This is a genomic window from Rhodanobacter sp. FW104-R8 (assembly GCF_001617365.1).
GTDB lineage: Bacteria > Pseudomonadota > Gammaproteobacteria > Xanthomonadales > Rhodanobacteraceae > Rhodanobacter.
This window is the reverse complement of the sequence record NZ_LVJR01000100.1, coordinates 1-23664: the sequence shown is the minus strand read 5'-3', so window position 1 is coordinate 23664 and position 23664 is coordinate 1. Positions and strand designations below refer to the sequence as shown.

The 23664-nt window shown below is 67.9% G+C and carries 21 protein-coding genes, 2 tRNA genes and 1 pseudogene; 7 read left to right on the top strand and 17 right to left on the bottom strand.

Going from position 1 to position 23664, the window contains the following annotated elements:
• From RHOFW104R8_RS13190 to RHOFW104R8_RS13180, 3 genes and pseudogenes are all read right to left on the bottom strand, one after another.
• Positions 1 to 255, bottom strand: a pseudogene (locus RHOFW104R8_RS13190) (hypothetical protein); the annotation flags it as partial.
• A 150-nt stretch (positions 256 to 405) separates the two neighbouring features.
• On the bottom strand, positions 406 to 735 hold the full coding sequence (locus RHOFW104R8_RS13185; protein ID WP_068090291.1) for a cupredoxin domain-containing protein: 330 nt from the start codon (positions 733 to 735) through the stop codon (positions 406 to 408).
• A gap of 268 nt (positions 736 to 1003) precedes the next feature.
• Complete coding sequence (locus RHOFW104R8_RS13180) at positions 1004 to 1297, bottom strand: hypothetical protein (protein WP_153021629.1); 294 nt, start codon at positions 1295 to 1297, stop codon at positions 1004 to 1006.
• A 586-nt stretch (positions 1298 to 1883) separates the two neighbouring features.
• Between RHOFW104R8_RS13180 and msrB the strand changes: the two genes are divergently transcribed.
• Together msrB and msrA are read left to right on the top strand one after the other, a co-directional pair.
• Positions 1884 to 2333 carry a peptide-methionine (R)-S-oxide reductase MsrB gene (gene msrB, locus RHOFW104R8_RS13175; protein WP_068090288.1) on the top strand — a complete coding sequence of 150 codons (450 nt, stop codon included), beginning with the start codon at positions 1884 to 1886 and terminating at the stop codon, positions 2331 to 2333.
• Complete coding sequence (msrA, locus tag RHOFW104R8_RS13170) at positions 2330 to 2839, top strand: peptide-methionine (S)-S-oxide reductase MsrA (protein ID WP_068090280.1); 510 nt, start codon at positions 2330 to 2332, stop codon at positions 2837 to 2839. Before msrB ends, msrA begins: the two co-directional genes overlap by 4 nt.
• 8 nt (positions 2840 to 2847) lie before the next feature.
• Here msrA and zipA read toward each other — a convergent pair whose 3' ends face one another.
• The 12 genes from zipA to RHOFW104R8_RS13110 all read right to left on the bottom strand — a co-directional run bounded on the left by zipA (position 2848) and on the right by RHOFW104R8_RS13110 (position 18424).
• Positions 2848 to 3816, bottom strand: a complete 969-nt coding sequence (gene zipA / locus RHOFW104R8_RS13165) for a cell division protein ZipA (RefSeq protein WP_068205446.1) — start codon at positions 3814 to 3816, stop codon at positions 2848 to 2850.
• A gap of 10 nt (positions 3817 to 3826) precedes the next feature.
• Positions 3827 to 7336: a chromosome segregation protein SMC gene (smc, locus tag RHOFW104R8_RS13160; RefSeq protein ID WP_068095293.1), complete on the bottom strand. Its 3510-nt coding sequence runs from the start codon at positions 7334 to 7336 to the stop codon at positions 3827 to 3829.
• Positions 7337 to 7479: 143 nt separating this feature from the next.
• Complete coding sequence (locus tag RHOFW104R8_RS13155) at positions 7480 to 7725, bottom strand: BolA family transcriptional regulator (protein WP_068095319.1); 246 nt, start codon at positions 7723 to 7725, stop codon at positions 7480 to 7482.
• A 5-nt stretch (positions 7726 to 7730) separates the two neighbouring features.
• Positions 7731 to 8030, bottom strand: coding sequence for a YciI family protein (locus RHOFW104R8_RS13150; protein ID WP_068095295.1), 300 nt, complete (start codon positions 8028 to 8030; stop codon positions 7731 to 7733).
• 3 nt (positions 8031 to 8033) lie between these two features.
• Positions 8034 to 9569 carry a lysine--tRNA ligase gene (gene lysS / locus RHOFW104R8_RS13145; RefSeq protein ID WP_068095298.1) on the bottom strand — a complete coding sequence of 512 codons (1536 nt, stop codon included), beginning with the start codon at positions 9567 to 9569 and terminating at the stop codon, positions 8034 to 8036.
• A gap of 95 nt (positions 9570 to 9664) precedes the next feature.
• Positions 9665 to 9991, bottom strand: coding sequence for a hypothetical protein (locus RHOFW104R8_RS13140; RefSeq protein WP_068095300.1), 327 nt, complete (start codon positions 9989 to 9991; stop codon positions 9665 to 9667).
• Between the two features lie 27 nt (positions 9992 to 10018).
• Positions 10019 to 11144, bottom strand: a protein-coding gene (gene prfB, locus RHOFW104R8_RS13135) for a peptide chain release factor 2 (RefSeq protein WP_153021722.1) whose coding sequence is annotated in 2 segments (ribosomal slippage) — positions 10019 to 11068 and positions 11070 to 11144 — 1125 coding nt in all. Because the reading frame shifts where the segments join, the coding sequence is not laid out codon by codon here.
• Positions 11145 to 11240: 96 nt separating this feature from the next.
• Positions 11241 to 12908, bottom strand: a complete 1668-nt coding sequence (gene asnB / locus RHOFW104R8_RS13130; protein WP_068095302.1) for an asparagine synthase B — start codon at positions 12906 to 12908, stop codon at positions 11241 to 11243.
• Positions 12909 to 13235: 327 nt separating this feature from the next.
• Positions 13236 to 13613 carry an STAS/SEC14 domain-containing protein gene (locus RHOFW104R8_RS13125; protein WP_068095304.1) on the bottom strand — a complete coding sequence of 126 codons (378 nt, stop codon included), beginning with the start codon at positions 13611 to 13613 and terminating at the stop codon, positions 13236 to 13238.
• 75 nt (positions 13614 to 13688) lie between these two features.
• The gene (recJ, locus tag RHOFW104R8_RS13120; protein ID WP_407071446.1) at positions 13689 to 15608 is read right to left on the bottom strand and encodes a single-stranded-DNA-specific exonuclease RecJ; all 1920 of its coding nucleotides are present in this window, start codon (positions 15606 to 15608) and stop codon (positions 13689 to 13691) included.
• The gene (locus RHOFW104R8_RS13115) at positions 15557 to 16477 is read right to left on the bottom strand and encodes a phosphoglycerate mutase (protein WP_068095306.1); all 921 of its coding nucleotides are present in this window, start codon (positions 16475 to 16477) and stop codon (positions 15557 to 15559) included. Before RHOFW104R8_RS13115 ends, recJ begins: the two co-directional genes overlap by 52 nt.
• Positions 16478 to 16480: 3 nt before the next feature.
• The gene (locus RHOFW104R8_RS13110) at positions 16481 to 18424 is read right to left on the bottom strand and encodes an ABC-F family ATP-binding cassette domain-containing protein (protein WP_068095308.1); all 1944 of its coding nucleotides are present in this window, start codon (positions 18422 to 18424) and stop codon (positions 16481 to 16483) included.
• A gap of 204 nt (positions 18425 to 18628) precedes the next feature.
• Here RHOFW104R8_RS13110 and RHOFW104R8_RS13105 point away from each other — a divergent pair, with 204 nt between their 5' ends.
• The 5 genes from RHOFW104R8_RS13105 (at position 18629) to RHOFW104R8_RS13085 (ending at position 22704) form a co-directional block, all read left to right on the top strand.
• Positions 18629 to 18997, top strand: coding sequence for a hypothetical protein (locus tag RHOFW104R8_RS13105; protein ID WP_068095310.1), 369 nt, complete (start codon positions 18629 to 18631; stop codon positions 18995 to 18997).
• A gap of 194 nt (positions 18998 to 19191) precedes the next feature.
• The gene (locus RHOFW104R8_RS13100; protein WP_068095312.1) at positions 19192 to 20238 is read left to right on the top strand and encodes an agmatine/peptidylarginine deiminase; all 1047 of its coding nucleotides are present in this window, start codon (positions 19192 to 19194) and stop codon (positions 20236 to 20238) included.
• A gap of 60 nt (positions 20239 to 20298) precedes the next feature.
• On the top strand, positions 20299 to 21189 hold the full coding sequence (locus RHOFW104R8_RS13095; RefSeq protein WP_068095314.1) for a carbon-nitrogen hydrolase: 891 nt from the start codon (positions 20299 to 20301) through the stop codon (positions 21187 to 21189).
• A 120-nt stretch (positions 21190 to 21309) separates the two neighbouring features.
• Entirely contained in the window at positions 21310 to 22542 is a 1233-nt protein-coding gene (locus RHOFW104R8_RS13090; RefSeq protein ID WP_068095316.1) for a TraB/GumN family protein, read from the top strand.
• A 75-nt stretch (positions 22543 to 22617) separates the two neighbouring features.
• A tRNA-Leu gene (locus RHOFW104R8_RS13085) sits at positions 22618 to 22704 on the top strand.
• Positions 22705 to 22790: 86 nt separating this feature from the next.
• Here RHOFW104R8_RS13085 and RHOFW104R8_RS13080 read toward each other — a convergent pair.
• Positions 22791 to 23171, bottom strand: coding sequence for an HU family DNA-binding protein (locus RHOFW104R8_RS13080; RefSeq protein ID WP_068095318.1), 381 nt, complete (start codon positions 23169 to 23171; stop codon positions 22791 to 22793).
• A gap of 265 nt (positions 23172 to 23436) precedes the next feature.
• Positions 23437 to 23510, bottom strand: a tRNA-Cys gene (locus RHOFW104R8_RS13075).
• Between the last annotated feature and the right edge of the window lie 154 nt (positions 23511 to 23664).

Here is a 23664-nt window from a genome sequence, read left to right as displayed (position 1 = left end):
GAGTTCGGGCTTCCACCAACCGGTGACTGCGTGCGCGACCGAAAGCTCGGCCGCCCGCTCGCCGTTGATGTCCGCACGGCCGTCGCTGAAGCCGTAGCCGCGCAGTTCGATCTCGGTCTGGGTGGCAATCACGTGCGGCGAGTAGACGATGAAATCGTCTGCGTGCACGAGGCCGACGCATCCCAGCATGGCAAGGCCGAGAGCCACCTGTAAAAAACGTCGGGAGTGGAGGGGAAATGGGCGGTTCGCGTGCATGGAAAGTCCTTGGGGAGAATCGGGTCACGCAGCCGCCTGCGCCGCGAAACCGGGCGCGGCGGCGTTACGGGACTGATGAAGGCGGGCAGGAGGCGGATCAGCGCCATGGCGTGTCGGCGGCGACGAGCAGACCGGTCCGATGACTGGCGCCTATTCCACGATCAGGCGGCCCTGGGCCGTATCCTGGTGGAAGTCGCCGAAGAAACCGTAGGTGCCGGCGCGCAGGGGACCGACGTAAACTGTGGCGCTGCCATTGGGCAGCACCAGCTTCTCGCGGTTGAAATCCGTGCTCTCGAATTCCTCGGGCGTCGGATCCTGGTTGTTCACCACGATGCGCACCTTGGTATTGGCAGGCATCTTGAGCTCACTCGGCTGGTAGCGATGGTCCTTGATGACCAGCGTGTATTCCGGCACGTCACTGGCCGCGGCGGTTCCGGCTGCCAGCAGGGCGGCTCCGGCCAACATCAATAGGCGCTTCATTCGTGGATTCCCTTGAGGTTTCGCAAATGCTACTCATTCCTATTTGACGCGTCAAGGAATTGAGTCCGTGGGAAAGGGAATGACGAGCGCCTTTGACAGGCACGATGGAGCGCGACCGGCAGCCGGACGTGGGATCGTCGGCTTCTGACAGGCAATCAGCGCTGCGTCGGTGGTGTCGTGGTCGTGGTTGACGGGACGGCGTATACGCAGCTGGGCATGGGGGCGACCCGGTGCGCCGTAGCGGGCGCTACACGGATCGCCCGATCCGCTAGAACAGGACCAGTTGCCGGCGGCTGACTTCTTGCGCTGCCCAGCCGTGCGTCTGGATTTCGTGCGCCAGGACGTGCTGCGCGATGCGGCCGCGCTTGACCGTGCCACCCGGTGGTATCAGCCATTGTTGCCGCACCCGCCAACCTGACCATTTCCCGGTCAGGTCGGCCGAACCTTCGATGAGGTCTTGCCGCCACTGCACGATGTGGCGAAGCGGTAGCCGGTGTCCGTTCGGCATCAATAGGGCGTCGCCGTCCAGACGCCAGTGCTTGTTACTCCAGAATCCGCGCATTGTCTTTCAAGTCCTTGAATTTCCGCGCGGCACACGCCGCGAGGACAAGGATAACGATCATTTCTAATTTCGCATAATGTATATTATGTAAAATTAAAGAGATCAGAAATGAAATCACACAAACGCGGTCACGCGCGCCTCTGGTACGTCTCCCCCACGGATTTCCTTGAGTACGCCACAGCTGCACCTTGAGCCGCAAAGCCTGCGCGACGTACCTCGGGGGGGCTCACCGCGCACGGTGCGGCAATGATGGGAGACCGGACGCCACCGCGTGCCACGGTCTGCCGTACGGCTGCTGCGTCTGTCGCGTTGTGGCGACCTCGGCGCATTGTCCGATGAATGGGCTGGCCGGACGATCAACCGCCCGGGTATTCATGCACCGGCTGGCCGGACGTACCGCGAGCGCGACATGCGGTGGTGATGGCTGACCTGTGCGAGCAGGCGCGTCTTTTCCGCGAGGCCTATGACCGCGAGAGGCTCTCAGTCACCCTCTTCTTCTGTCACTGCTTGGATGGGCCGGGACTTGATATGGGTGCGCTGACAGCCATGTTGGTCCGCATGGGAGACGAATTGGAGGAGGTTCGACATGTCCCGCTACACCAGGAACCCCGATGTGTTGTCGCGTTTGAGCCCCGAGCAGTACCGGGTGACCCAGCAGAACGGCACGGAATACCCCGGAACCGGCGAATACCTGCACAACGGGGAGCCGGGCATCTATGTCGACGTGGTGTCCGGCGAACCGCTGTTCGCCTCGACGGACAAGTTTGAATCCGGTTGCGGCTGGCCGAGCTTCACCAGGCCGATCGAGCCGGCGAATGTCAGCGAACGGCGCGACAGCACGCACGGCATGATCCGCACCGAAGTGCGTTCGGTCCACGGGGACAGCCACCTCGGCCACGTCTTTCCCGATGGTCCGACCGATCGCGGGGGGCTGCGCTACTGCATCAACTCGGCTTCGCTGCGTTTCGTGCACCGCGACGACATGGAGGCCGAGGGCTACGGCGATTACCTGGATCAGGTGGAGGGCACGCGATGACCGTCGAACGCGCGATCCTGGCCGGTGGCTGCTTCTGGGGCATGCAGGACCTGATTCGCCGCCAGGACGGCGTCGTTTCGACGCGGGTCGGTTACAGCGGCGGCGACGTGCCGAACGCCACCTACCGCCACCATGGCAGCCATGCCGAGGCGATCGAGATCCTGTTCGATCCCGCGCGGATCAGCTACCGCACGCTGCTGGAATTCTTCTTCCAGATCCACGATCCCTCCACGCCGAACCGGCAGGGCAACGACCGCGGCAGTTCCTACCGCTCGGCGATCTTCCATACGTCGGAAGCGCAGAAACGCGTCGCCGAGGACACCATCGCCGACGTGGATGCCTCGGGCCTGTGGCCCGGCAAGGTGGTGACGGAAGTGGCGCCGGCCGGCGATTTCTGGGAGGCCGAGCCGGAGCACCAGGATTATCTGGAGCGCTACCCCGGCGGCTACACCTGCCACTTCATCCGGCCGGGCTGGAAATTGCCGCGCCGCCGTGCGGCGGGCTGACCCGGGCGTCACCGCCCGAAGATGATTTCCTTGCCTTCGTGGTCGCGGTCCCAGCCGCGCAACTGGTCGCGGATATGGGCGATGCCCTGGCGGCCCAGCGCATTGCGCTCCTCGTCGAGCACCTGGCCGTCCAAAAGCTCGGCCAGGCGTTGCGCCGTGGGCAGCATGGCGTCCCAGGCGTCCAGCGCGGGCAGCGGCGCCGGCAGGGTCATGAAGAAGCTCACCCCTGGCGTTTGCAGTGCGTCGAGCCGCGCCAGGTCGAAGTTGCCGGGCTTGAGCATGTTGGCCACGCTGAAGATCGGCCCCAGCTCGCGCTTGCCGTCGACCAGGCGGTGGTAGATGCCCATGTCGCCGAATTCGAGCCCGGCCTTCTCGGCGGCGACGACCAGGTCGGCTCCGCTGAAGCGCCCTCCTTCGCGGGCCACCACGAACAGTGTGACGATGCGCTCCACCGGCAGCTGCGGCGGGCGCCGGCCGAGGTCGGAGCGCGGCGGCGAGGCGGCCGCCGGCGCAGCGGCCGGCGGTGCCGGCTCCGCGACGGGCGGAGCGTCCTTCGGCGGCACGGGCTCGCCGGAACTCGGTGCGCGCAGGGCATCGATGATCGAGGCGACGTGATCGGCCAGCTTGGGCGGCGTCCTGGTCCTGGCGGCCGGCGCCGGCGGCCTGGCGTGTTCGCCGGAGAGCGTGGCGCCCAGCCGCTCGAGTTCCTCGCGCAAGCCGACGTCCAGTTCGCCCTGCTGCGGCTGGATATCGCCGATGAACGGCCCGTCGGCGACCGGTCCGCCGTCCGGCCCGCCCAGCGTGGGTTCGCGGCGCTCGCCGGTGGCGTGCGGCCCCGGCGCGACCCGACGCTTGCCCTGCTCCTTCTTCGGCTGGCCGAACAACCAGATCAGCGCCAGCACGATGACGCCGACGATCAGCAGCGGAATGCCGACGGCGGGGTTCCAGGCAAGGGCAGTCACGGGTTGCAGCGTCATCATGGGCTCCTCAGGCAGCTCCTGCCAGTTTAGCCGCTTCGGCCAGGTCCACCTGCACCAGCCGCGACACGCCCGGCTCGCGCATGGTCACGCCGCACAGCTGGCTGGCCGCTTCCATCGTGGCCTTGTTGTGGCTGATGAAGACGAACTGCACCTTTTCGCTCATCTCGCGCACCATGTTGGAGAAGCGGCCCACGTTGGCCTCGTCCAGCGGTGCGTCCACCTCGTCGAGCAGGCAGAACGGCGCGGGATTGAGGCTGAAGATGGCGAACACCAGCGACACCGCGGTAAGCGCCTTCTCGCCGCCGGACAGCAAGGTGATGTTGGACACGCGCTTGCCCGGCGGCCGCGCCATGATCGACACGCCGGTGTTGAGCAGGTCGTCGCCGGTCAGTTCCAGGTAGGCATGGCCGCCGCCGAACAGGCGCGGGAACAGTTCCTGCACGCCGGCGTTGACCTTGTCGAAGGTTTCCTTGAAGCGCTGGCGGGTCTCGCGGTCGATCTTCTTGATCGCGCCTTCCAGCGTTTCCATCGCATTGGTGAGGTCGGCCAGCTGGTTGTCCAGGTAGGTCTTGCGCTCGCTCTGCTCGGCGTGTTCCTGGATCGCGGCGAGGTTCACCGGCTCGATCCTTGCGATCTTCTGGCCGATGTCGTTGAGCTGCGAGCGCCACTGGTTCGCGTCGATGTCCTCGGCCAGTTCGGCCAGCAGGGTTTCCAGCGCCAAGCCGGAGGCGGCGATCGCCTCGGCCAGCTGTTCGGCGCGCAACTGCAATGCCTGGGCGGCGAGGCGCTTCTCGGACAGGCTTTCGCGCAGGCTGGCCAGGCCCTGCTCCGCCAGATGCCGCTGCCGTTCGAGCTTGCGGAATTCGACGTCGCAGTCCTCCAGCGCGCGGCGCGCCTCGACCAGTTGCCTGTCGACCAGCAGCCGCTGGTCGAGATAGGTCTGCCGTTCCGCCTCGAGTTCGGCGATCGGGTCGGAGCCGGCGGCGAGCTGTTCGGTGATCTCGTTGCGGCGCGCCTCGATCTGGCGCAGCTGGGCGTCCATGCGGCCCAGCGCCTGTTCCATCGAAGCCAGCGAGGAACGCTTCGATTCCAGCGCCAGCGCCAGCGCGTGTGACTGCTCGGCGGCCTCGCGCGCATTCATGCGCGCTTCCTCGCGCGCTTCGAGCAGCGTGCGGCGTTCGTTCTCCAGCTCGCGGCGCTGGTCTTCCAGGTCGCCCATCAGGCCGACCGACTCGTCCAGCCGTGCGCGTGCCTCGCGGGTCTGGCCCTGCAGTTCGTCGAGCTGGCCCGCCAGGTCGTTCAGCTCGCCATTGACCTTCTCGGCGCGGGCGCGGGCGGTTTCCAGCTTGCCGCGGTGGCTCTGCAACTGGCCGGCCAGTTCCGACTGGCGGCGATGCGCGTTGTACAGCTCGCGCTGCGCGTCGTCGCGTGCGCGCTCGGCCTCGAACTTGCTGGTACGCAGCGCGTCGAGCCGCCCACTGGCTTCTTCCAGTTGCGCTTCCAGCGCGGCGACCTGCTCGACCAGCAGGCGCAGCTCGCGCTCGCGCGCCAGCACGCCGACCTGGCTGCCCTGCGCACGGCGCACGCGCGCCCAGCCCGGGCCCAGCCATTCGCCGCCGCGGGTGATCACCGACTGGTACGGCGCCAGCGCGGACAGCGCGGCCACGCGCTGGTGCGCCTCGTCCAGCGACTCGGCGGTGAGCACGTGGCCGAGGATCGCCAGCGCCGCGGCGGGACCGCGCACGTGGGCGGCCAGCGTGCCGGCGGTGTTGGCGCCGCCGCCGGCGGCGTCGAGCAGCGCCACGTCGGCGTTCTCGAGCGCGCCGAATTCGGCGGCGAGCGCGTGCGAACCGTCCACCAGCACGCTGTCGAGGAAGCCGCTCAACGCGGTTTCCACCGCGGTTTCCCAGCCGGCTTCGACCTGCAGCGATTCGCCGAGGCGACGCGAGCGATCCAGCCCCAGCCGGGCCAGCCAGCCGCTGGCCGCGCTTTCTTCCTGGCCCAGCGCGGCGTGCTGCAGCGCTTCCAGCGAGGCGTGCCGGCCGCGCGCCGCCTGCAACTGCTGGCGTGCCTCGTTCAGCGTCGACTGCACCTGGCGTTCTTCCTCCAGCACCTTCTCGTGGCCGGACTTGTGCTGGTCGAGCAGGCTGCCCAGGGTTTCCACGCGCTCGCGCTGGGTGTCGTGCTCGTCGATCAGCTGCTGGCCGGCCGCGTCCAGCGCGGCCACGTCGGTGGCCTTCTGCTCGGCTTCCAGCGCCTCGCGCCGGCGCGACAGGTCGATCGCCTGGCGGTCGAGGTAGTTGAGCTTGGTACGTTCCACCTCGGCCGCGCGGTTGGATTCGCCGGCGTTGCGGGTGTGGCTGTCCCAGCGCTGCTGCCAGTCGGCCAGCTTCGCCTCGGTGCTGCGCTGGGCTTCGGCGGTGTCGTCCTGCAGCTGCTGCAGGGCTTCGAGTTTCGGCTCGCCTTCGGCCAGCGCCAGGCGCAGTGCCTCGACCTGCTCGCGGTCGGTGGCGATGTGCGCGGCCAGTTCGGCATGCTCCCGCTCGGCCTCGCCGTGGGCGCGCTGCAGGCGGTCGGCGGTTTCCCTGTTGTAGCGGACCTGCTGCTCGACCCGGGCGATCTCGGCGCCGACCTTGTACACCTCGGCCTGCACCGCGTTCAGGTGTTCGCTGGCGTCGGTGTGGCGCTCGCGCACGCTTTCCAGTTGCGCCTCGATCTGGCGCTGGCCGGCCAGCTGCTTCTCGATCTCGATCTCGGCGGCGGAGAGGACCTCGCCCTCGCCCGCGTGCTGGCTCTTCAGGCCGCGGTATTCCAGGGCGCGCAGCTCGGCCTCCTTGCGCGTCTGTTCTTCCTTCAGCGCCTTCCAGCGCTCGGCGGCACGGGCCTGGCGGTTCAGGTGTTCGAGCTGCTTGTCCACCTCGTCGCGCACGTCGCGCACGCGGTCGAGGTTCTCGCGGGTGGCCTTGATGCGGCTCTCGGTTTCCTTGCGGCGCTCCTTGTACTTGGAGATGCCTGCAGCCTCTTCCAGGTGCGTGCGCAGCTCTTCCGGATGCGCCTCGATGATCTGGCTGATCATGCCCTGCTCGATGATCGAGTAGCTGCGCGGCCCCAGGCCGGTGCCGAGGAACAGGTCGGTGATGTCGCGCCGGCGGCAGCGCGTGCCATTGAGGAAGTAGGCGGACTGGCCGTCGCGGGTGACCTGGCGCTTCACCGAGATCTCGGCGTACTGCCCGTACTCGCCCTGGATGGAGCCGTCGGCGTTGTCGAAGATCAGTTCGACCGTGGCCTGCCCCACCGGCTTGCGCGTGTTGGAGCCGGAGAAGATCACGTCGGTGAGCGAATCGCCGCGCAGGCGGCTCGCCGCGCTCTCGCCCATCACCCAGCGGATCGCGTCGATGATATTGGATTTGCCGCAACCGTTCGGGCCGACCACGCCGATCATGTTGCTAGGCAGGTGCAGGGTGGTCGGGTCCACGAAGGACTTGAAACCGGCGAGTTTGATCGTGGTCAGGCGCATGCGGTCATCAATGGGTCATCGGTCTTGCCCGCGCAGGTCGGGCGACAAGGCACTGTGCCAAACGCGGGACGGCGCCGCAATGCATTCCTGCATGCTGCGTCACTTGAGAAATATATTTCAATATATTGTTATATATGACTATTTTACTTTGCATCGATCGACAGGGCGTGGATGCCGTTGTCCATCAGCCCGTCGAGCGCGGCATAGATCATCCGGTGGCGCCTGATCGGCGATTGGCCGGCGAACGCGGCGCTGACGATGCGCACGTGAAAGTGGCCCTTGCCCTCCCCCGCGTGACCGGCGTGCAGGTGGCCTTCGTCCAGCACGTCCAGCTCGCTCGGCACGAACGCGGCCTGCAGGCGCCCGCGGATCTGCTCGATGACGGGCAGCGCGCTCACGGCAGCACTTTGCGGAACGGCTTGACCGTGGTTTCACGGTAGACGCCGGCGGCGACGTAAGGATCGGCACCGGCCCAGGCCTGTGCCTCGGCCAGCGAGGCGAATTCGGCCACGATCAGGCTGCCGCTGAAACCGGCCGGACCCGGGTCCTCCGCGTCAATCGCCGGGAACGGGCCGGCCAGCAGCATGCGGCCTTCGTCCTGCAACTGCTGCAGGCGGGCCAGGTGCGCCGGTCGCGCGGACTTGCGCGCCGCCAGCGAGTCGGAGTTGTCGGTGCCGATGATCGCGTACCACATGGTTCAGGCCTCCGGGCGCATGTAGGGAAACAGCAGCACGTCGCGGATCGAGGCCGAGCCGGTCAGCAGCATCACCAGCCGGTCGATGCCGATGCCGAGGCCGCCGGTGGGCGGCAGGCCCACCTCCAGCGCGCGGATGTAGTCGGCATCGAAGTGCATCGCCTCGTCGTCGCCGGCGTCCTTCGCGTCGACCTGGGCCTGGAAGCGCGCCGCCTGGTCCTCCGGGTCGTTCAGTTCGGAGAATCCGTTGGCCAACTCCTTGCCGTTGATGAACAGCTCGAAGCGGTCGGTGATGCCCTTGTCGGTGTCGTTCTCGCGCGCCAGCGGCGAGACCTCGACCGGGTGCTGGGTGATGAAGGTGGGCTGGATCAGGGTGTGCTCCACCGTCTTTTCGAAGATCTCCAGCAGCAGCTTGCCCCAGCCGTAGCCGTCCTTGACCTGCACGCCCAGGCGTTTCGCGTGCGCGGCCATCGCCGCGCGATCGCGCAACTCCTCGCGGCGGATCTCCGGGTTGTGCTCCAGCACCGCGTCTTCCATGGTCCAGCGACGGAAGGCCGGGCCCACGTCGATGCTGGCGCCCTCCCAAGTCAGCTGGGTGGTGCCGATCACCCGCTGCGCCGTCTCGCGGATCACGTTCTCGGTGAGGTCCATGATCTCGTTGTAGGTGGCGTAGGCCTGGTACAGCTCAAGCATGGTGAACTCGGGGTTGTGCCGCGTCGACACACCCTCGTTGCGGAAGTTGCGGTTGATCTCGTACACGCGGTCGAAGCCGCCCACCACCAGGCGCTTCAGGTACAGCTCCGGTGCCACGCGCAGGTACAGGTCGATGTCCAGCGCGTTGTGATGGGTAATGAAGGGCCTGGCCGTGGCGCCGCCGGGGATCACGTGCATCATCGGCGTCTCCACTTCCATGAAGCGGCGCGGCTCGGCTTCCAGCCACTGGCGGATGAAGCCGATGATGCGCGAGCGTTTCTGGAAGGTGTCGCGGGCCTCCTGGGTGACGATCAGGTCGACGTAGCGCTGGCGGTAGCGCTGCTCCACGTCGGCCAGGCCGTGGAACTTGTCCGGCAGCGGGCGCAGGCTCTTGGTCAGCAGGCGCAAGGTGGACACCTTCACCGACAGCTCGCCGGTCTTGGTGCGCATCAGCTGGCCTTCGGCGCCCACGATGTCGCCCGCGTCCCAGCCCTTGAACGCTTCGTAGGCCGCCTCGCCCACCGTGCCCTGGTGGATGAACAGCTGGATGCGGCCCGTCATGTCCTGGACCTGCACGAAGCTGACCTTGCCCTGCACGCGCCTGAGCACGATGCGCCCGGCCACCTTCACCCGGCGGGCCAGCGCTTCGATCGCCTCGGCCGGGTGCAGGTCCTTGTCGGCGAACTCGGCCTGCAGGTCGCCGGCGAAGCTGTCGACCTTGAAATCGTTGGGAAACGCGATGCCCTGCCCGCGCAGCGCCCTGAGTTTCTCGCGGCGCTCGGCGACAAGTCGATTGACGTCCGGCTTGTTCTCGTCGACGGGCTGGGTATCGGTGGTTTCGCTCATGGATGGTTCCGCGGCTGCCAGCGTGCGGCCGGCAGCGACTGTCTCGTGGATGTGTCGGTGGTGGTGGATCGGGGAGGTGGTGTTTCCGCGGACGTTCAATCGCCCTTGTTGAACACCTTCTTGACCGCGTGCTTGGTCGCATCCCAGCCCTCGCGCGCGCCGTGGCCGACGGCGATGCCGGCCTTCTTTGCGCCGTGCCCGATGCCGGTGCCGGCTTCCTTTGCGCCGTGGCCGACCTTCTTGGCGACGTGCTTGGTCGCGTGGCCGACGTCGCGGGCGCCATCGGCGACGCCGTGGCCGACGGCCTTGGCGTCCTGCTTGATGCCCTGGCCGGCGCCGCCTTGCTGCGATTGCGCTGCCGCGCCGAACGCGGCCAGCGCGGTGCAGGCAAACAGGATGGTGCAGATCTTCTTGCCGTTCATGTTGGCCACCTCTTCAGTGATCGGAACTCACGCGTCGATGCGTTTGGCACCCGCGTCCAGGCCGGATTTCAGGCTGGCCTCGATGAACTCGTCGAGGTCGCCGTCCAGCACCTTCTGCGTGTCCGAACGCTCGACGCCGGTACGCAGGTCCTTGATGCGGCTCTGGTCCAGCACGTAGTTGCGGATCTGGCTGCCCCAGCCGATGTCGGACTTGGTCGCTTCCAGCGCATCCTTCTCGGCATTGCGCTTTTGCACTTCCAGCTCGTACAGCTTGGCGGCCAGCATCTTCATCGCGCGGTCGCGGTTCGCGTGCTGGCTGCGCTCGGTCTGGCAGGCCACCACCGTGTTGGTGGGGATGTGCGTGATGCGCACCGCCGACTCGGTCTTGTTGACGTGCTGGCCACCGGCGCCGGAGGAGCGGTACACGTCGGTCTTCAGGTCGGCCGGGTTGATCTCGATGTCGATGTCGTCGTCCACCTCGGGCGAGACGAACACGCTGGTGAAGCTGGTGTGGCGGCGGTTGTCCGAATCGAACGGGCTCTTGCGCACCAGCCGGTGCACGCCGATCTCGGTCTTCAGCCAGCCGTAGGCGTAGTCGCCCTCGACGCGGAACGTGGCGGACTTGATGCCCGCCACGTCGCCGCCGCTGACTTCCATCAGCTCGACCTTCCAGCCGCGCGATTCGGCCCAGCGCAGGTACATGCGCAGCAGCATCTCGGCCCAGTCCTGCGCCTCGGTGCCGCCGGCGCCGGCCTGGATGTCGACGAACGCGTTCATCGCATCCATCTTGCCGGAGAACATGCGCTGGAACTCCAGCTTGCCGACCTGGGCCTCGAGCTTGGCCAGGTCGGCGGTCACCGATTGCGCGGTCTCGTCGTCGCTGTCGGCGATCGCCATCTCCAGCAGGTCGCCGGCGTCATTCAGGCCGGCGGTCAGCGTGTCGATGCCATGAACGATGGTGTGCAGGCGGGCGCGTTCGCGGCCCAGTTCCTGCGCGCGCGCCGGGTCGTCCCACACGGTGGGGCTTTCCAGTTCGCGGGTTACTTCTTCCAGGCGCTCGCTTTTCGTGGCGTAGTCAAAGATACCCCCTAAGCGACTCGACGCGGCTCTTCAGGTCCGCGATCTGCGCATGGATGGGATTGGTCTCGATCATGTGGGGGCCGTGGTCGGTGGCGCCCGGGCGGGCGCTGGATGAACCGGGAATCATAGCAAAGCGCCACCGTGCATACACGGCACCGTGAGCCGCCATTCAGGCCAGTGCTTGCTGATGCACCCCCTTGACCGCCCGTCCGGACGGATCGGCCGCGTTGGCGAACGCGGGATCCCACGCCAGCGCGGCAGGCGAGGAGCAGGCGATCGACTTGCCGCCCGGCACGGTCGCGGCGCAGGCTTCGCCGGGGAAATGCTGCTCGAAGATGCGGCGGTAGAAGTACGCCTCCTTGGTCGCCGGCGTATTGAACGGGTAGCGCGCCGCCGCCGCGGCGAACTCGCGGTCGCTGACCGCCTGCTCCGCGTGCGCCTTCAGCCCATCGATCCAGCCGTAGCCGACGCCGTCGCTGAACTGCTCCTTCTGCCGCCACAGGATCGCATCCGGCAACGCGCCGTCGAACGCCTCGCGCAACACCGCCTTCTCGATCCGCCCCTGCCCCGCCATCTTGCGCGCGGCGTCCAGGCCCATCGCCACGTCGATGAACTCCAGGTCGAGGAACGGCACGCGCGCCTCCACGCCCCACGCCATCATCGCCTTGTTCGCGCGCAGGCAGTCGTAGCTGTGCAGCGCATCGAGCTTGCGCACGGTCTCCTCGTGGAACGCCTCGGCCGAGGGCGCCTTGTGGAAATACAGGTAGCCGCCGAAGATCTCGTCCGAACCCTCGCCCGACAGCACCATCTTCACCCCCATCGCCTTGATCCGCCGCGCCAGCAGGTACATCGGCGTGGCGGCGCGGATGGTGGTGACGTCGTAGGTCTCGATGTGGCGGATCACCTCGGGCAGCGCGTCCAGGCCTTCCCAGAACGTGTAGACGAAGCCGTGGTGCACGGTGCCCAGCGCATCGGCGGCAACCTGCGCAGCGGCCAGGTCGGGCGAGCCCTCCAGCCCGATGGCGAACGAATGCAGCCGCGGCCACCAGGCCTCGCTGCGGTCGTCGTCCTCGACTCTTTCGCGCGCGAACTGCGCGGCGCAGGCGGCGACCAGCGAGGAATCCAGCCCGCCGGACAGCAGCACGCCGTAGGGCACGTCGGTCATCAGCTGGCGATGCACGGCCTGCTCGAAGGCCTTGCGCAAGGCCGGTGCCGCCACGTCATGGCCGCGCGTGGCGGCGTAGTCGCGCCATGGCTTGGCGTAGTAGCTGCGCAGTTCGCCACTGGCGCTGTCATAGACGTGACCGGGCGGGAACGCTGCCACGTCGGCGCACATGCCGACCAGCGCCTTCATCTCCGAGGCCACGCACAAGCGGCCCTGCGCATCGTGGCCCCAGTACAGCGGACACACGCCGATCGGGTCGCGCGCGATCAGGTAGCGCTGCGCTTCGCCGTCCCACAGCGCGAACGCGAAGATGCCGTTGAGTCTGCCCACGAAATAGCTGCCCTGCTCGCGATACAGCGCGTTGATCACCTCGCAGTCCGAGCCGGTGGTGAAGTCGTAGCTGCTGGCCGCGCGCAATTCGCGGTGGTTGTAGATCTCGCCGTTCACCGCCAGCGCCAGCGCACCGTCGCGCGAACGCAGCGGCTGCGCGCCGCTGGCCGGGTCGACGATGGCCAGGCGTTCGTGCACCAGGATCACCCCGGCGTCGACGAACACCCCGCTCCAGTCCGGCCCGCGATGGCGCTGGCGCTGCGACAGCTCCAGCGCCTGCCGGCGCAGCGCCGCCAGGTCGTCGCCCGGCTGCAGGTCGAACATTCCGAAGATCGAACACATGATGAAGGCCTCTGATGGGTACAGCTCTTGTTGAAAAGTCGACCGTGGATGGTCGGGTTTGCTTTTGCGCGAATGGATTCGCGCAAAAATCACACACGCCAAAACGACGAAGGCCCGCACTGGGCGGGCCTTCGTCGCGTATTCGATGGAAACTTGCAGCTACGCGCGGGCCCGCCAACGGTTGGCGTTATTGTTCGCGCGATTATTGTTGTTGCCGGCCAGCACGAAGCAGCGCGCAGGAAGCGCGGTGAGGTTCAAGCGGCTGGCGGCGACAGGATGCATGGGTTCAACTTGAACAGATTCCCCCGTGCTTGGCAAGTGGCCGTTTCATCGATCGTCAGCCGGAGCGACAATCCAGCGGGTGGCTTCCTCGATCTCCGCACCGTGGAACAGGCGGAACTGGGCCGGAATGGCGAAGCCGAAAGCGATCGCCGTGCCGCGCAACCAGGGCACGTCGGTGACCAGCGCGACGCGGTCCCAGCCGCTGAAGTGGCGCATGCCCAGCTTGGCGTCGTCCCACATCGCGCCGGGGTCGAAGCCGGTGAAGTCGTCGGCGGTGACGTAAAGCAGGCGCAGCTTGCGGTTGAGCGTGAACGCCGCCTCGACCTCCGGCACGATGGTGTTCTCGTAATCCGCCGCCGTGACTTGGGCGTGGGCGCGGAAGCCCAGCGTGCCGGGCGGCAATCCTTCGATCTGTGCGATCACGGGCGTTCTCCACGGGTGGGGATCGCCAGTGTGGACTCCCATGCGTGAAAACGCGGTAGGAGCCGCGGTATGGGTTCAGGCCGGCTCGATGTACCGCAGCAGCAGGCGCGGGCTTTCGCGGCCTTGCCAGTCGTTGATGGTCAGCTCGTAGGCCGCGCGCAGCCGTGGTGGCGGTGGTTGGCCATGGTACGCGTTGAACATCACCGCATCGTGCAAGGCGCCGTCGCGCGGATCGCGCAGCTGCAGGCGCAGGTGATTCTCGCCCATCACCTTCCAGCCGGCGCACTCGAACAGGTTGTCGAACAGCGGCTCGGGGAAGGCCTGACCCCATGGCCCGGCTGCGCGCAATTGCCGGGCCAGCGCCAGCGTGGCGGCGCCGGGCGGCAGTTCGCCGTCGGTGTACAGCACCGCCTGCAGGCGTTCGGGCTCGATCAGCTCGCGGGCGATCGCGTCGAAGGCGGCGGCGAAGCGCGGGTAGTCGCCGGTCTTCAGGCTCAGCCCCGCGGCCATCGCGTGGCCGCCGAAGCGTTCGATCAGGCCGGGCTGGCGCGCGTCGATCGCGGCCAGCGCGTCGCGGATGTGGAAGCCGGGGATCGAGCGTGCGGAGCCGCGCAGGTGGGCGTGGCCTGTGCGCGCATCCTGAGCGCGAAGATCAAGAAGCGGCGATCCATCGCCGCACTCTTCAAGAGAAGCCGGCGCAAACGCGATCACCGGGCGGTGCAGGCGTTCCTTCAGCTTGGCGGCGACCAGGCCGACCACGCCGGCATGCCACGAGGGTTCGTACAACACCACGCCGACCGCGTCGGTGTGGGCCAGGCCCGCCGCCAACACTTCCGCCTCGGCCACCATCGACGCCTGCAGGTCGCGCCGCTCGCGGTTGATCGCGTCGAGCTGTTCGGCATGGCGGCGCGCCTGCGCCACGTCGTCGGTGAGCAGGCATTCCACGCCCAGGCGCATGTCCTCCAGCCGTCCCGCCGCATTCAGCCGCGGCCCCACGGCAAAAGCCAGGTCGGTGGAACAGAGCGTGGCCAGGCTGCGCTTGCCGGCCTCGACCAGCGCGGCGATGCCGGCGCAGGCGCGGCCGCTGCGCATGCGCTGCAGGCCGGCCTCGACCAGCACGCGGTTGTTGAAATCCAGCGGCACCAGGTCGGCCACCGTGCCCAGCGCGACCAGGTCGAGCAAGCCGGAAAGATCGGGAACTGCACTTTTGCGATCATCCTGATCGCCCGTGTCGACAAGTGCACGCCCCTTCGTGTGTTCTCCGGCCTGGACGAACCAGCCGCTCTCCCGCATCCTCGCACGCAACGCCAGCAACAGGTAGAACATCACGCCCACGCCGGCCAGGTTTTTCATGCGTGCGTCCTGCACGCGAGAGTCAAGAGGCGGGCTTCCCTGCCCGCACTTCTCAAGACTCACATTGGGGTTCACGAGCGCGTCGCAGGCCGGCAGTTGCTCGCCGGGCAGGTGATGGTCGGTGACGATGACCCGGATGCCGCGCGCCTTCGCCGCCGCCACGCCGGCGATGCTGGCCACGCCGTTGTCGACGGTGACGATCAGCTGCGGCGTGGGCTGCAGCGATGCGACAAAGGCCGGGCTGAGGCCGTAGCCGTGCGCGAAGCGGTTCGGGATGGCGTAGCTGACCCGCCTTGCGCCGAGCAGACGCAGCCCGCGCACCGCCACGGCGGTGCCGGTGGCGCCGTCGCAGTCGTAGTCGCCGGCGATCAGGATGGCCCAGTCGTCGCGGATCGCCTCGGCCAGCAGATCGACCGCCGGCGCCATGCCGCCCAGCAACTGCGGCGACAGCATCCGTGCCAGCCGGTGTTCGGCCTGGCCGGGTTCCAGCACGCCGCGTGCGGCGTAAATCTGCTGCAGCACCGGGTGCACCGAATCCGGCCATCCACGCGGCGCGCCCTTGCTTTCGCGCCGGCGCAGCTGCAGCACGCTCAACGCCCGGCCCCGCGCCAGAAGCGCCAGCGGTGCCGTGGCTTGTGCCACCAGCGTTCGCCGCTGGCGAAATGCAGCACGACGGCACGGCGTTCGAGCAGCGGCTGCAGCGCCGGCCACCAGCGCGAGGCCAGTTCGCCCGCCGGTAGGTCCTGCAGGTCGATCAGCCTGCCAGCCGCGGCAGCGGCGATCGCATCGGGCGTGCGCGCCTGCCACGCAAGGCCGGCACGGGCGGCCAGCGCGCGCAACAGCAGGTCATCGCTGACCACGTCCGCCAGCTCGCTGGCCGACGACGGCGGCAGACGTCCGCCGCCCCACAGCCACAGGCTGTTGACCGGCGACTGTCCGCGCGCCTGCCGCCGGGCATTCAGCGGATGCTGGTGCAGCAGCACCTGGATGTCGTTGAGCAGCACCCGCCAGCGGCGCCCCTCCGGGCCTTGCGGCAGGTGTTGCGCCAGATCCTCGCCTAGCGCCTGCTCGGGTGCGGCGAAACCGGGCAACGGCGTATCGGCCGGCAGGCGCAGGTGCCAGTGATCCGGCGTGGAAAGCTCCAGTTGCATGCCGGCCTCGCCGAACACCGGCCGCAGCGGCTCGGCCAATGCCTGCGCTTCGTCCATGTCCAGGTTCATCCGGCCGCAGGCGAGCAGGCGCACGCCGTTCATGTCTGGCTGCACCCAGGCCGGGTCGGCCGACAACCATGTGTCGTCGCCCGCATCGCCGGCGAGGAATTCGCGGGTGATCGCCGCCGCGGGTACGCCCGTGTCGACGCCCGGGAAATGCTCGCCCAGGCCGCCCAGGTAGCCGACGCCGCCGTCCGGCAGTCGATCGGCCCGTGGCAACCATTCACGCAACGGATGGCCCGGCTCGACGTGCGCGAGTGCGGGCAGCCACAGTTGCAGCGATCGCTCCGGCTTGGACATGTCTCAGGCTTCCAGTTGTTCGACCAGTACCAGCCACTCGGTTTCCAGCGCTTCCTTCTCGTGGCGCAGCTCGGTCTGGCGCTGGCCCAGCCGCATCATCTCGCTGGTCGGACCGTTGTAGGTGGCCGGGTCGGCCAGTTGCGCTTCCAGCGTCGCCAGTTCGGTGTCGATGGTGGCGGTGCGGGTCTCGATCTTCTTCACCCGCTGGCGCGCGGCCTTCTCGTTCTCGCGCTGGGCGGCGGCTTGGCGGCGGGCCGCACTTGTGCGCGCGTCCTGCGCGCGGGAATCAAAAAGCGGGCTTCCCTGCCCGCACTCTTCAATTTTTTTTGCGCTCTTCTTCGCTGCGCTGGTGCGCGTCTTCAGCCAGCGCGCGTAGTCGTCCAGGTCACCGTCGAATGTCGCCACCTCACCGTCGGCGACGCGCCAGAAGCTGTCGCAGACCATGCCGAGCAGGTGGCGGTCGTGCGAGACCAGCACCAGCGCGCCGTCGAAGTCGGCCAGCGCATCGGCCAGCGCCTCGCGCATGTCCAGGTCGAGGTGGTTGGTCGGTTCGTCGAGCAGCAGCAGGTTCGGCTTGTCCCACGCGATCAGCGCCAGCGCCAAACGCGCGCGCTCGCCGCCGGAGAAGCCATCGACCGATTCGAACGCGCGGTCGCCGGCGAAATTCCAGGTGCCGAGGAAATCGCGCATGACCTGGGTGGCCACGCCCGGTGCCTTGTCCAGCAGGTGATCGAGTGGACTGGCGCCTTCGCGCAGGCTTTCCACCGTGTGCTGGGCGAAGTAGCCGACCTTCAGGTCCTTGTGCACCTTGCGCTCGCCGCCGAACGGCTCCAGCTCGCCGACCAGGGTCTTCACCAGGGTGGACTTGCCCGCGCCGTTCGGGCCGAGCAGGCCGATCCGTTCGCCCGCCTCGATGCTGAAACGCACGTCGGCCAGCACGATGTTCGCCACCTCGTTGCCGTGCGTGGAAGGATCGGCCAGGTAGCCGGCGGTGATGCCCTCCAATTGCAGCATCGAATCGGGCAAGCGGCCGGGCGCGGGGAACTGGAAGCTGAAGGGCCGTTCGGCGCGCACCGCCTCGGTGCCGGCCAGCTTCTCCAGCCGCTTCATCCGCGATTGTGCCTGCTTGGCCTTGCTGGCCTTGGCCTTGAAGCGGTCGACGAAGGACTGCAGGTGCGCCCGCTCGGCCTGCTCGCGCTCGTGCGAGATCTGCTGCTGGCGCAGCTGCTCGGCGCGCAGGCGCTCGAACGCGCTGTAGTTGCCGGTATACAGCTTGGCCTTGCCGTCGTTGAGATGCAGCGTGTGGGTGATCACGCCGTCGAGGAACTCGCGGTCGTGCGAGATGATCAGCAAGGTGCCCTGGTAGCGGCGCAGCCATTCCTCCAGCCACAGCACGGCATCGAGGTCGAGGTGGTTGGTGGGCTCGTCGAGCAGCAGCAGGTCGGACGGGCACATCAGCGCGCGCGCCAGGTTCAGTCGCCCGCGCCAGCCGCCGGAGAACTCCTGTACCGCGCGCTCGTGCGTTTCCGGCGGAAAGCCCAGTCCGTGCAGCAGGCGGCCGGCGCGGGCGCGGCCGTCGTAGCCGTTCAGTTCCTCGATGCGGTGGTGCGCCTTCGCCATCGCCTCCATGTCGCCGCGCTCGCCGGCCTCGGCCTCGTCGCGGATCGCTGCAGCCAGTTCCTCGTCGCCGCCCAGCACGTAGTCGATCGCCGCGTCCGGCAGCGCCGGGGTTTCCTGCGCCACCGAGGCCAGCCGCAGCTTGCCCGACATTTCCAGCTCGCCGGCATCGCCCTCCAGCGTGCCCTGCAGCGCGGCGAACAGGCTGGACTTGCCGCAGCCGTTGCGGCCGATCACGCCCAGCCGCCAGCCACCCTGGATCACCAGGTCGATGTCGGAAAGCAGCAACCGGCTGCCGCGGCGCAAGGCGAAATGTCGGAAGGAAATCATGGAAAGCCTGGATCGGAAGCGGGCGGGTCGTCGCCCGCAGCCGCCCATGATAGCGGCGATGAGGCTATTCTCGGCGGGACAGCCGTCCGCCTCGTGCCCGGCCCGAATGCCGAACCCATCGCAATCGACGCCAGCCGGCATGGCGCCATACCGGCGGTTCTGCTACAACGACGCCGCATACAGCCTTGTATGGAGAGGGGAGCCATGGTCAAGTTCACTAGCCGTTTGCCGTTGATCGTCGCGCTGGCTGCCGCTGCCGGCCTGGCCACGCCGCAACTGGCCGATGCAACGCAGTCGCGGACGCAGCACGGCGACAGCCTGCTGGTCCATCGCGTGCAGCAGGAAAAGGACATGAACCTGCCCAAACGCGGGCTGAGCATGGCCCAGGTCGAGAAGACCTGGGGTGCGCCGCAGCGCAAGCTGTCGCCGCGCGGCGGCGACACGAAGAAGCACCCGCAGATCAACCGCTGGGAATACTCGAACTTCATCGTGTATTTCGAGCACAACCACGTGATCCACTCGGTGCTCAACACGCCGGCCGGCAACAACACCCATCCGGCGGACGCCAACTGAGCCTGCGCCCCGACTGACGCGGCCCGCGGCGACGCGGGCCGCGTTTTCATGGCGCACATCCATGTGCGCCACCCTGACGGGCGCCCTGCGGGCGTGCAAAACGGCAGTCCTGCCGTTTTGTCGTCGCGCTATCGCTTAAAATGTGTGACCCGGTGCCAACTCACGCGCCGCACTAAACACATGAGAATTCCCGTATGACCGACCACTCCTTGCGCCTGCCGGCGGAATGGGAACCGCAGGCCGCGGTGCTGATCGCCTGGCCGCACGCCGGCACGGACTGGGCCGGGCGGCTGGCATCGGTGGAAACCACCTACGTGGCGCTGGCCGCTGCGGCGACGCGTTTCCAGCCGCTGATCGTCGTGGTCGCGGACGCCGCGCTGCGCGCGCATGTGCAATCGCAACTGCGTGGCGCGGGCGTGGATCTCTCGAAAATCCGCTTTGTCGAGCTGCCCTACGACGACACCTGGCTGCGCGACTCCGGCCCGGTCACGCTGAAGGGCACCGCCGCCGATTCCCGGCAATATTTCCAGCTCACCGATTTCCGCTTCACCGGCTGGGGCGGCAAGTTCGGCGCCGAGCAGGACGACGCCCTGGTCGCCGGTCTGGTCGACGCCGGCGTGTTCGGCCAGGCCGCGCACAAGCGCATCGACTGGGCGCTGGAAGGCGGCGGCATCGAGAGCGACGGCAACGGTACCGTACTCACCACCTGGCGCTGCCTGGTACAGCGGCATCCGGAACAGTCGCGCGAGGAGATGAGCGCAATCCTGCGCGACAGCCTGCACGCCAAGCGCGTGCTGTGGCTGGACTACGGCTACCTCGAAGGCGACGACACCGACGCACACATCGACACCCTCGCCCGCTTCGCGCCCGGCGATCGCATCGTGTTCCAGGCCTGCGACGACGCCGGCGACCCGCACCACGACGAACTGCAGCGCATGGCCGCCGAGCTGGCCGCGTTGCGCACCGTCGATGGCCGCCCGTACCAGCTGTATCCGCTGCCGTGGGCCAAACCCATCATCGACGAAGGCCGCCGCCTGGCCGCGTCCTACGCGAATTACCTCATCGTCAATGGCGCCGTGCTGGTGCCGGCCTACGGCGACCCGGCCGACGCCGAGGCTGCGCGCATCATCGGCACGGCCCATCCGGGCCGCGAAATCGTGCAGGTGCCGTGCCGCCCGCTGATCTGGCAGAACGGCAGCCTGCACTGCATCACCATGCAGCTGCCGGCCGGGCTGGCCTGAGCCGCATCGGCTAAACTGCACGGTCCGTTACGCCTGGCGACACGCCGAGGATTCACGCCGATGACCCGCAAGACCCTCAAGGTGGCGCTGCTGCAGGAAACCGACCGCGGCAGCCGCGACGCCAACCTGGACGCCGTCGAAGCCGGCCTGCGCGAGGCCGCCGCGGCCGGCGCCGAACTGGTGCTGCTGCAGGAGCTGCACAACGGCCCGTACTTCTGCCAGCACGAGTCGGTGGAGATCTTCGACCAGGCCGAGAGCATCCCCGGCCCGGGTACCGCGCGCATCGGCAAGCTGGCCGAGGAGCTGAAGCTGGTGGTGGTCGCCTCGCTGTTCGAGCGCCGCGCCGCCGGGCTGTACCACAACACCGCGGTGGTGTTCGACCGCTCGGCGGCGATCGCCGGCACCTACCGCAAGATGCACATCCCGGACGATCCGGCGTTCTACGAGAAGTTCTACTTCACCCCGGGCGACCTCGGCTTCGAGCCGATCGACACCTCGGTCGGCCGCCTCGGCGTGCTGGTGTGCTGGGACCAGTGGTACCCGGAAGCGGCGCGCCTGATGGCGCTGGCCGGCGCCGAACTGCTGCTCTACCCCACCGCGATCGGCTGGGATCCGAACGATGCGCAGGCCGAGAAGGACCGCCAGCGCGACGCGTGGATCACCGTGCAGCGCGGCCACGCGGTGGCCAACGGCCTGCCGCTGCTGTCGTGCAACCGCACCGGCTTCGAAGCCGACCCCTCGGGCGTCGGCGCCGGCATCCAATTCTGGGGCACCAGCTTCGTGGCCGGTCCGCAGGGCGAGTTCCTGGCCCAGGCCGGCACCGGCGCGCGCGAACTGCTGCTGGCCGAGGTCGACCTGGCGCGCAGCGAGCACGTGCGGCGGATCTGGCCGTTCCTGCGCGACCGCCGCATCGACGCCTACGCCGACCTGCTCAAGCGCTTTCGGGATTAATGCGATCATCCCTGATCGCGAAGATCACACGGGCGGCCATCCCTGGCCGCACTCTTCACTTGCTTCGCGCGGAATGCGTCCCCATGCTTGGACTTTCCCCGTGACCGGCACGCCCCGCGCATGAGTGTTCCCGAACCCGTCCTGCCCCTGCCCCCCGCCCTGCAGGGCCAGCCGATCGAGCGCGTGCAGCGCGACGGCGTGGAATACGTGGTGCTGGGCACGGCGCACGTCTCGCGCAGCAGCATGGAGGCGGTCGAGGCATTGCTGGATCACGAGCACTTCGATGCGGTGGCGGTGGAGCTGTGCGACAGCCGCGCGCAGAGCATGCGCGACCCGGAAGCATTCAGGCAGATGGACCTGTTCAAGGTGATCCGCCAGGGCAAGGCCGGCATGGTCGCCGCCAGCCTGGTGCTGTCGACCTTCCAGAAACGCCTGGCCGACCAGTCCGGCATCCAGCCCGGCGCCGAGATGAAGGCGGCGATGGACGGCGCCGAACGGCGCGGGCTGCCGTTGTGGCTGATCGACCGCGAGGTCGGCACCACGCTCAAGCGCGCCTGGCGCAGCGTGGGTTTCTGGCAGCGCTTCGGCCTGCTCGGCGGCCTGCTGGCCAGCGTGTTCGACCGCGAGGACATCGAACAGGGCGAGATCGAGAAACTGAAACAGGGCGACCTGCTGGAGAGCGCATTCAGCGAATTCGCCAGCGGCTCGAAACCGCTCTACGACAGCCTGATCGGCGAGCGCGACGCGTTCATGGCCGCGCGCCTGCGCGAGGAAGCCGGCCGCCCGGCCACCGCGGAAAACCGCCGCGTGCTGGTGGTGATCGGCGCCGGTCACCTCAAGGGCATGTGCGCACTGCTGCGCGAACAGCAGGACGATCCGGCCGGTACGGTCGCCAGGCTGGCCGTCTCGCCGCCGAAGGCGCGCTGGCCGAAGTGGTTGGCCGCCGGGCTGGTACTGCTGGTATTCGCCGCGATCGCCTGGGCGTTCCACCGCAATGCGTCGCTGGGCGCGCAGGCGCTGCTGGCCTGGGTGCTGTTCACCGGCGGTTTCGCCGCGCTCGGCGCCCTGGCTGCCGGCGGCCATCCGCTCAGTATCGTCGCCGCCTTCATCGCCGCACCGATCAAGCCGTTCCGTCCCGGCATCCCCGCCGGCGGCATCAGCGCGATGGCCGAAGCCTGGGCGCGCCGTCCGCGGGTGGTCGACTTCGACACCCTGCGCGACGATATCGTGCACTGGAGCGGCTGGTGGAAGAACCGCGTGGCGCGCACCCTGCTCAACTTCTTCCTGGTCAGCGTGGGCACGATCATCGGCGAGTACAGCGCCGGCATCCACATCTTCAAGAGCCTGTTCTGACCTGCGCCCCAGGCTGAGCGGCGACGAAGCGCATGCTACGATGCGCGCCGCCTGCAGGTTCGCTGCAGGCCTCCAGCCCGGATGGCGAAACTGGTAGACGCAAGGGACTTAAAATCCCTCACCCTCACGGGTATCCCGGTTCGATCCCGGGTCCGGGCACCAGACATCTCCCGCAGCGCATGGCCCAAAAAAAGGTGCGGCGGTCGAGCCGCCGCACCGGGAAACAGACGCTGGGTAAACCGGCTGGATCAGGCCGCCGCGTCCTTCAGCTTCTTCAGCGGGCGGATCTTGATCTTGGTCGACGCCGGCTTGGCCGCGAACCACTGTTCTTCCTTGGTGAACGGGTTGATGCCCTTGCGCTTCGGCTTGGCCGGCACGCTGACCGCGGTGATCTTCAGCAGACCGGGCAGCTGGAACGAGCCGGCGCCCTTCTTGTGCACCGAGCCGGCAACCGCGCCTTCCAGCGCCGCGAGCACCGCGCGCACGTCCTTGGCTACCACACCGCTGGCCTCGGTGATGTGCGCCACCAGGCTGGACTTGTTCAGGACTTCTTTGATCGGCTTCGGTGCGGCGGGCGCGGCCTTGGGGGCCGACTTGCTCTTTGCAGCTGCTTTCTGCGTCTTTGCCATGGGTTTCCCCTCGTGGATAAGTGGTGATTGGTTCGTGTGCCTTGCGGCAGGTTGAATGTAGGGGAATTCGGCGATGCCGCCAACGGGTTTGAGTGGCAAAACCCGCAAAAAACCGGGCTGAAGTGCGATTTGTCGCCTTGGTGCCCGGTATGCACGGGTCAGGACACGGCTATTCACCCCGGCTCCGGGCGGGCGGCGATTCCCCGGCCACAAAAAAACCCGCCGGCGGCGGGTCTCGAGGGCTGGCTGGCAGCCGGTTGCGCAATGGAGGCCAAGGTCGGAATCGAACCGGCGTACGCGGATTTGCAGTCCGCTGCATGACCACTCTGCCACCTGGCCATTGCTTGGTGCATCGCGACCATGATGATCGCAGGTTGCCTCTAAAAAACAAAACCCCGGTGGGCCGAGGTTTTGCTTGAAAACTGGAGCGGGAAACGAGACTCGAACTCGCGACCCCGACCTTGGCAAGGTCGTGCTCTACCAACTGAGCTAT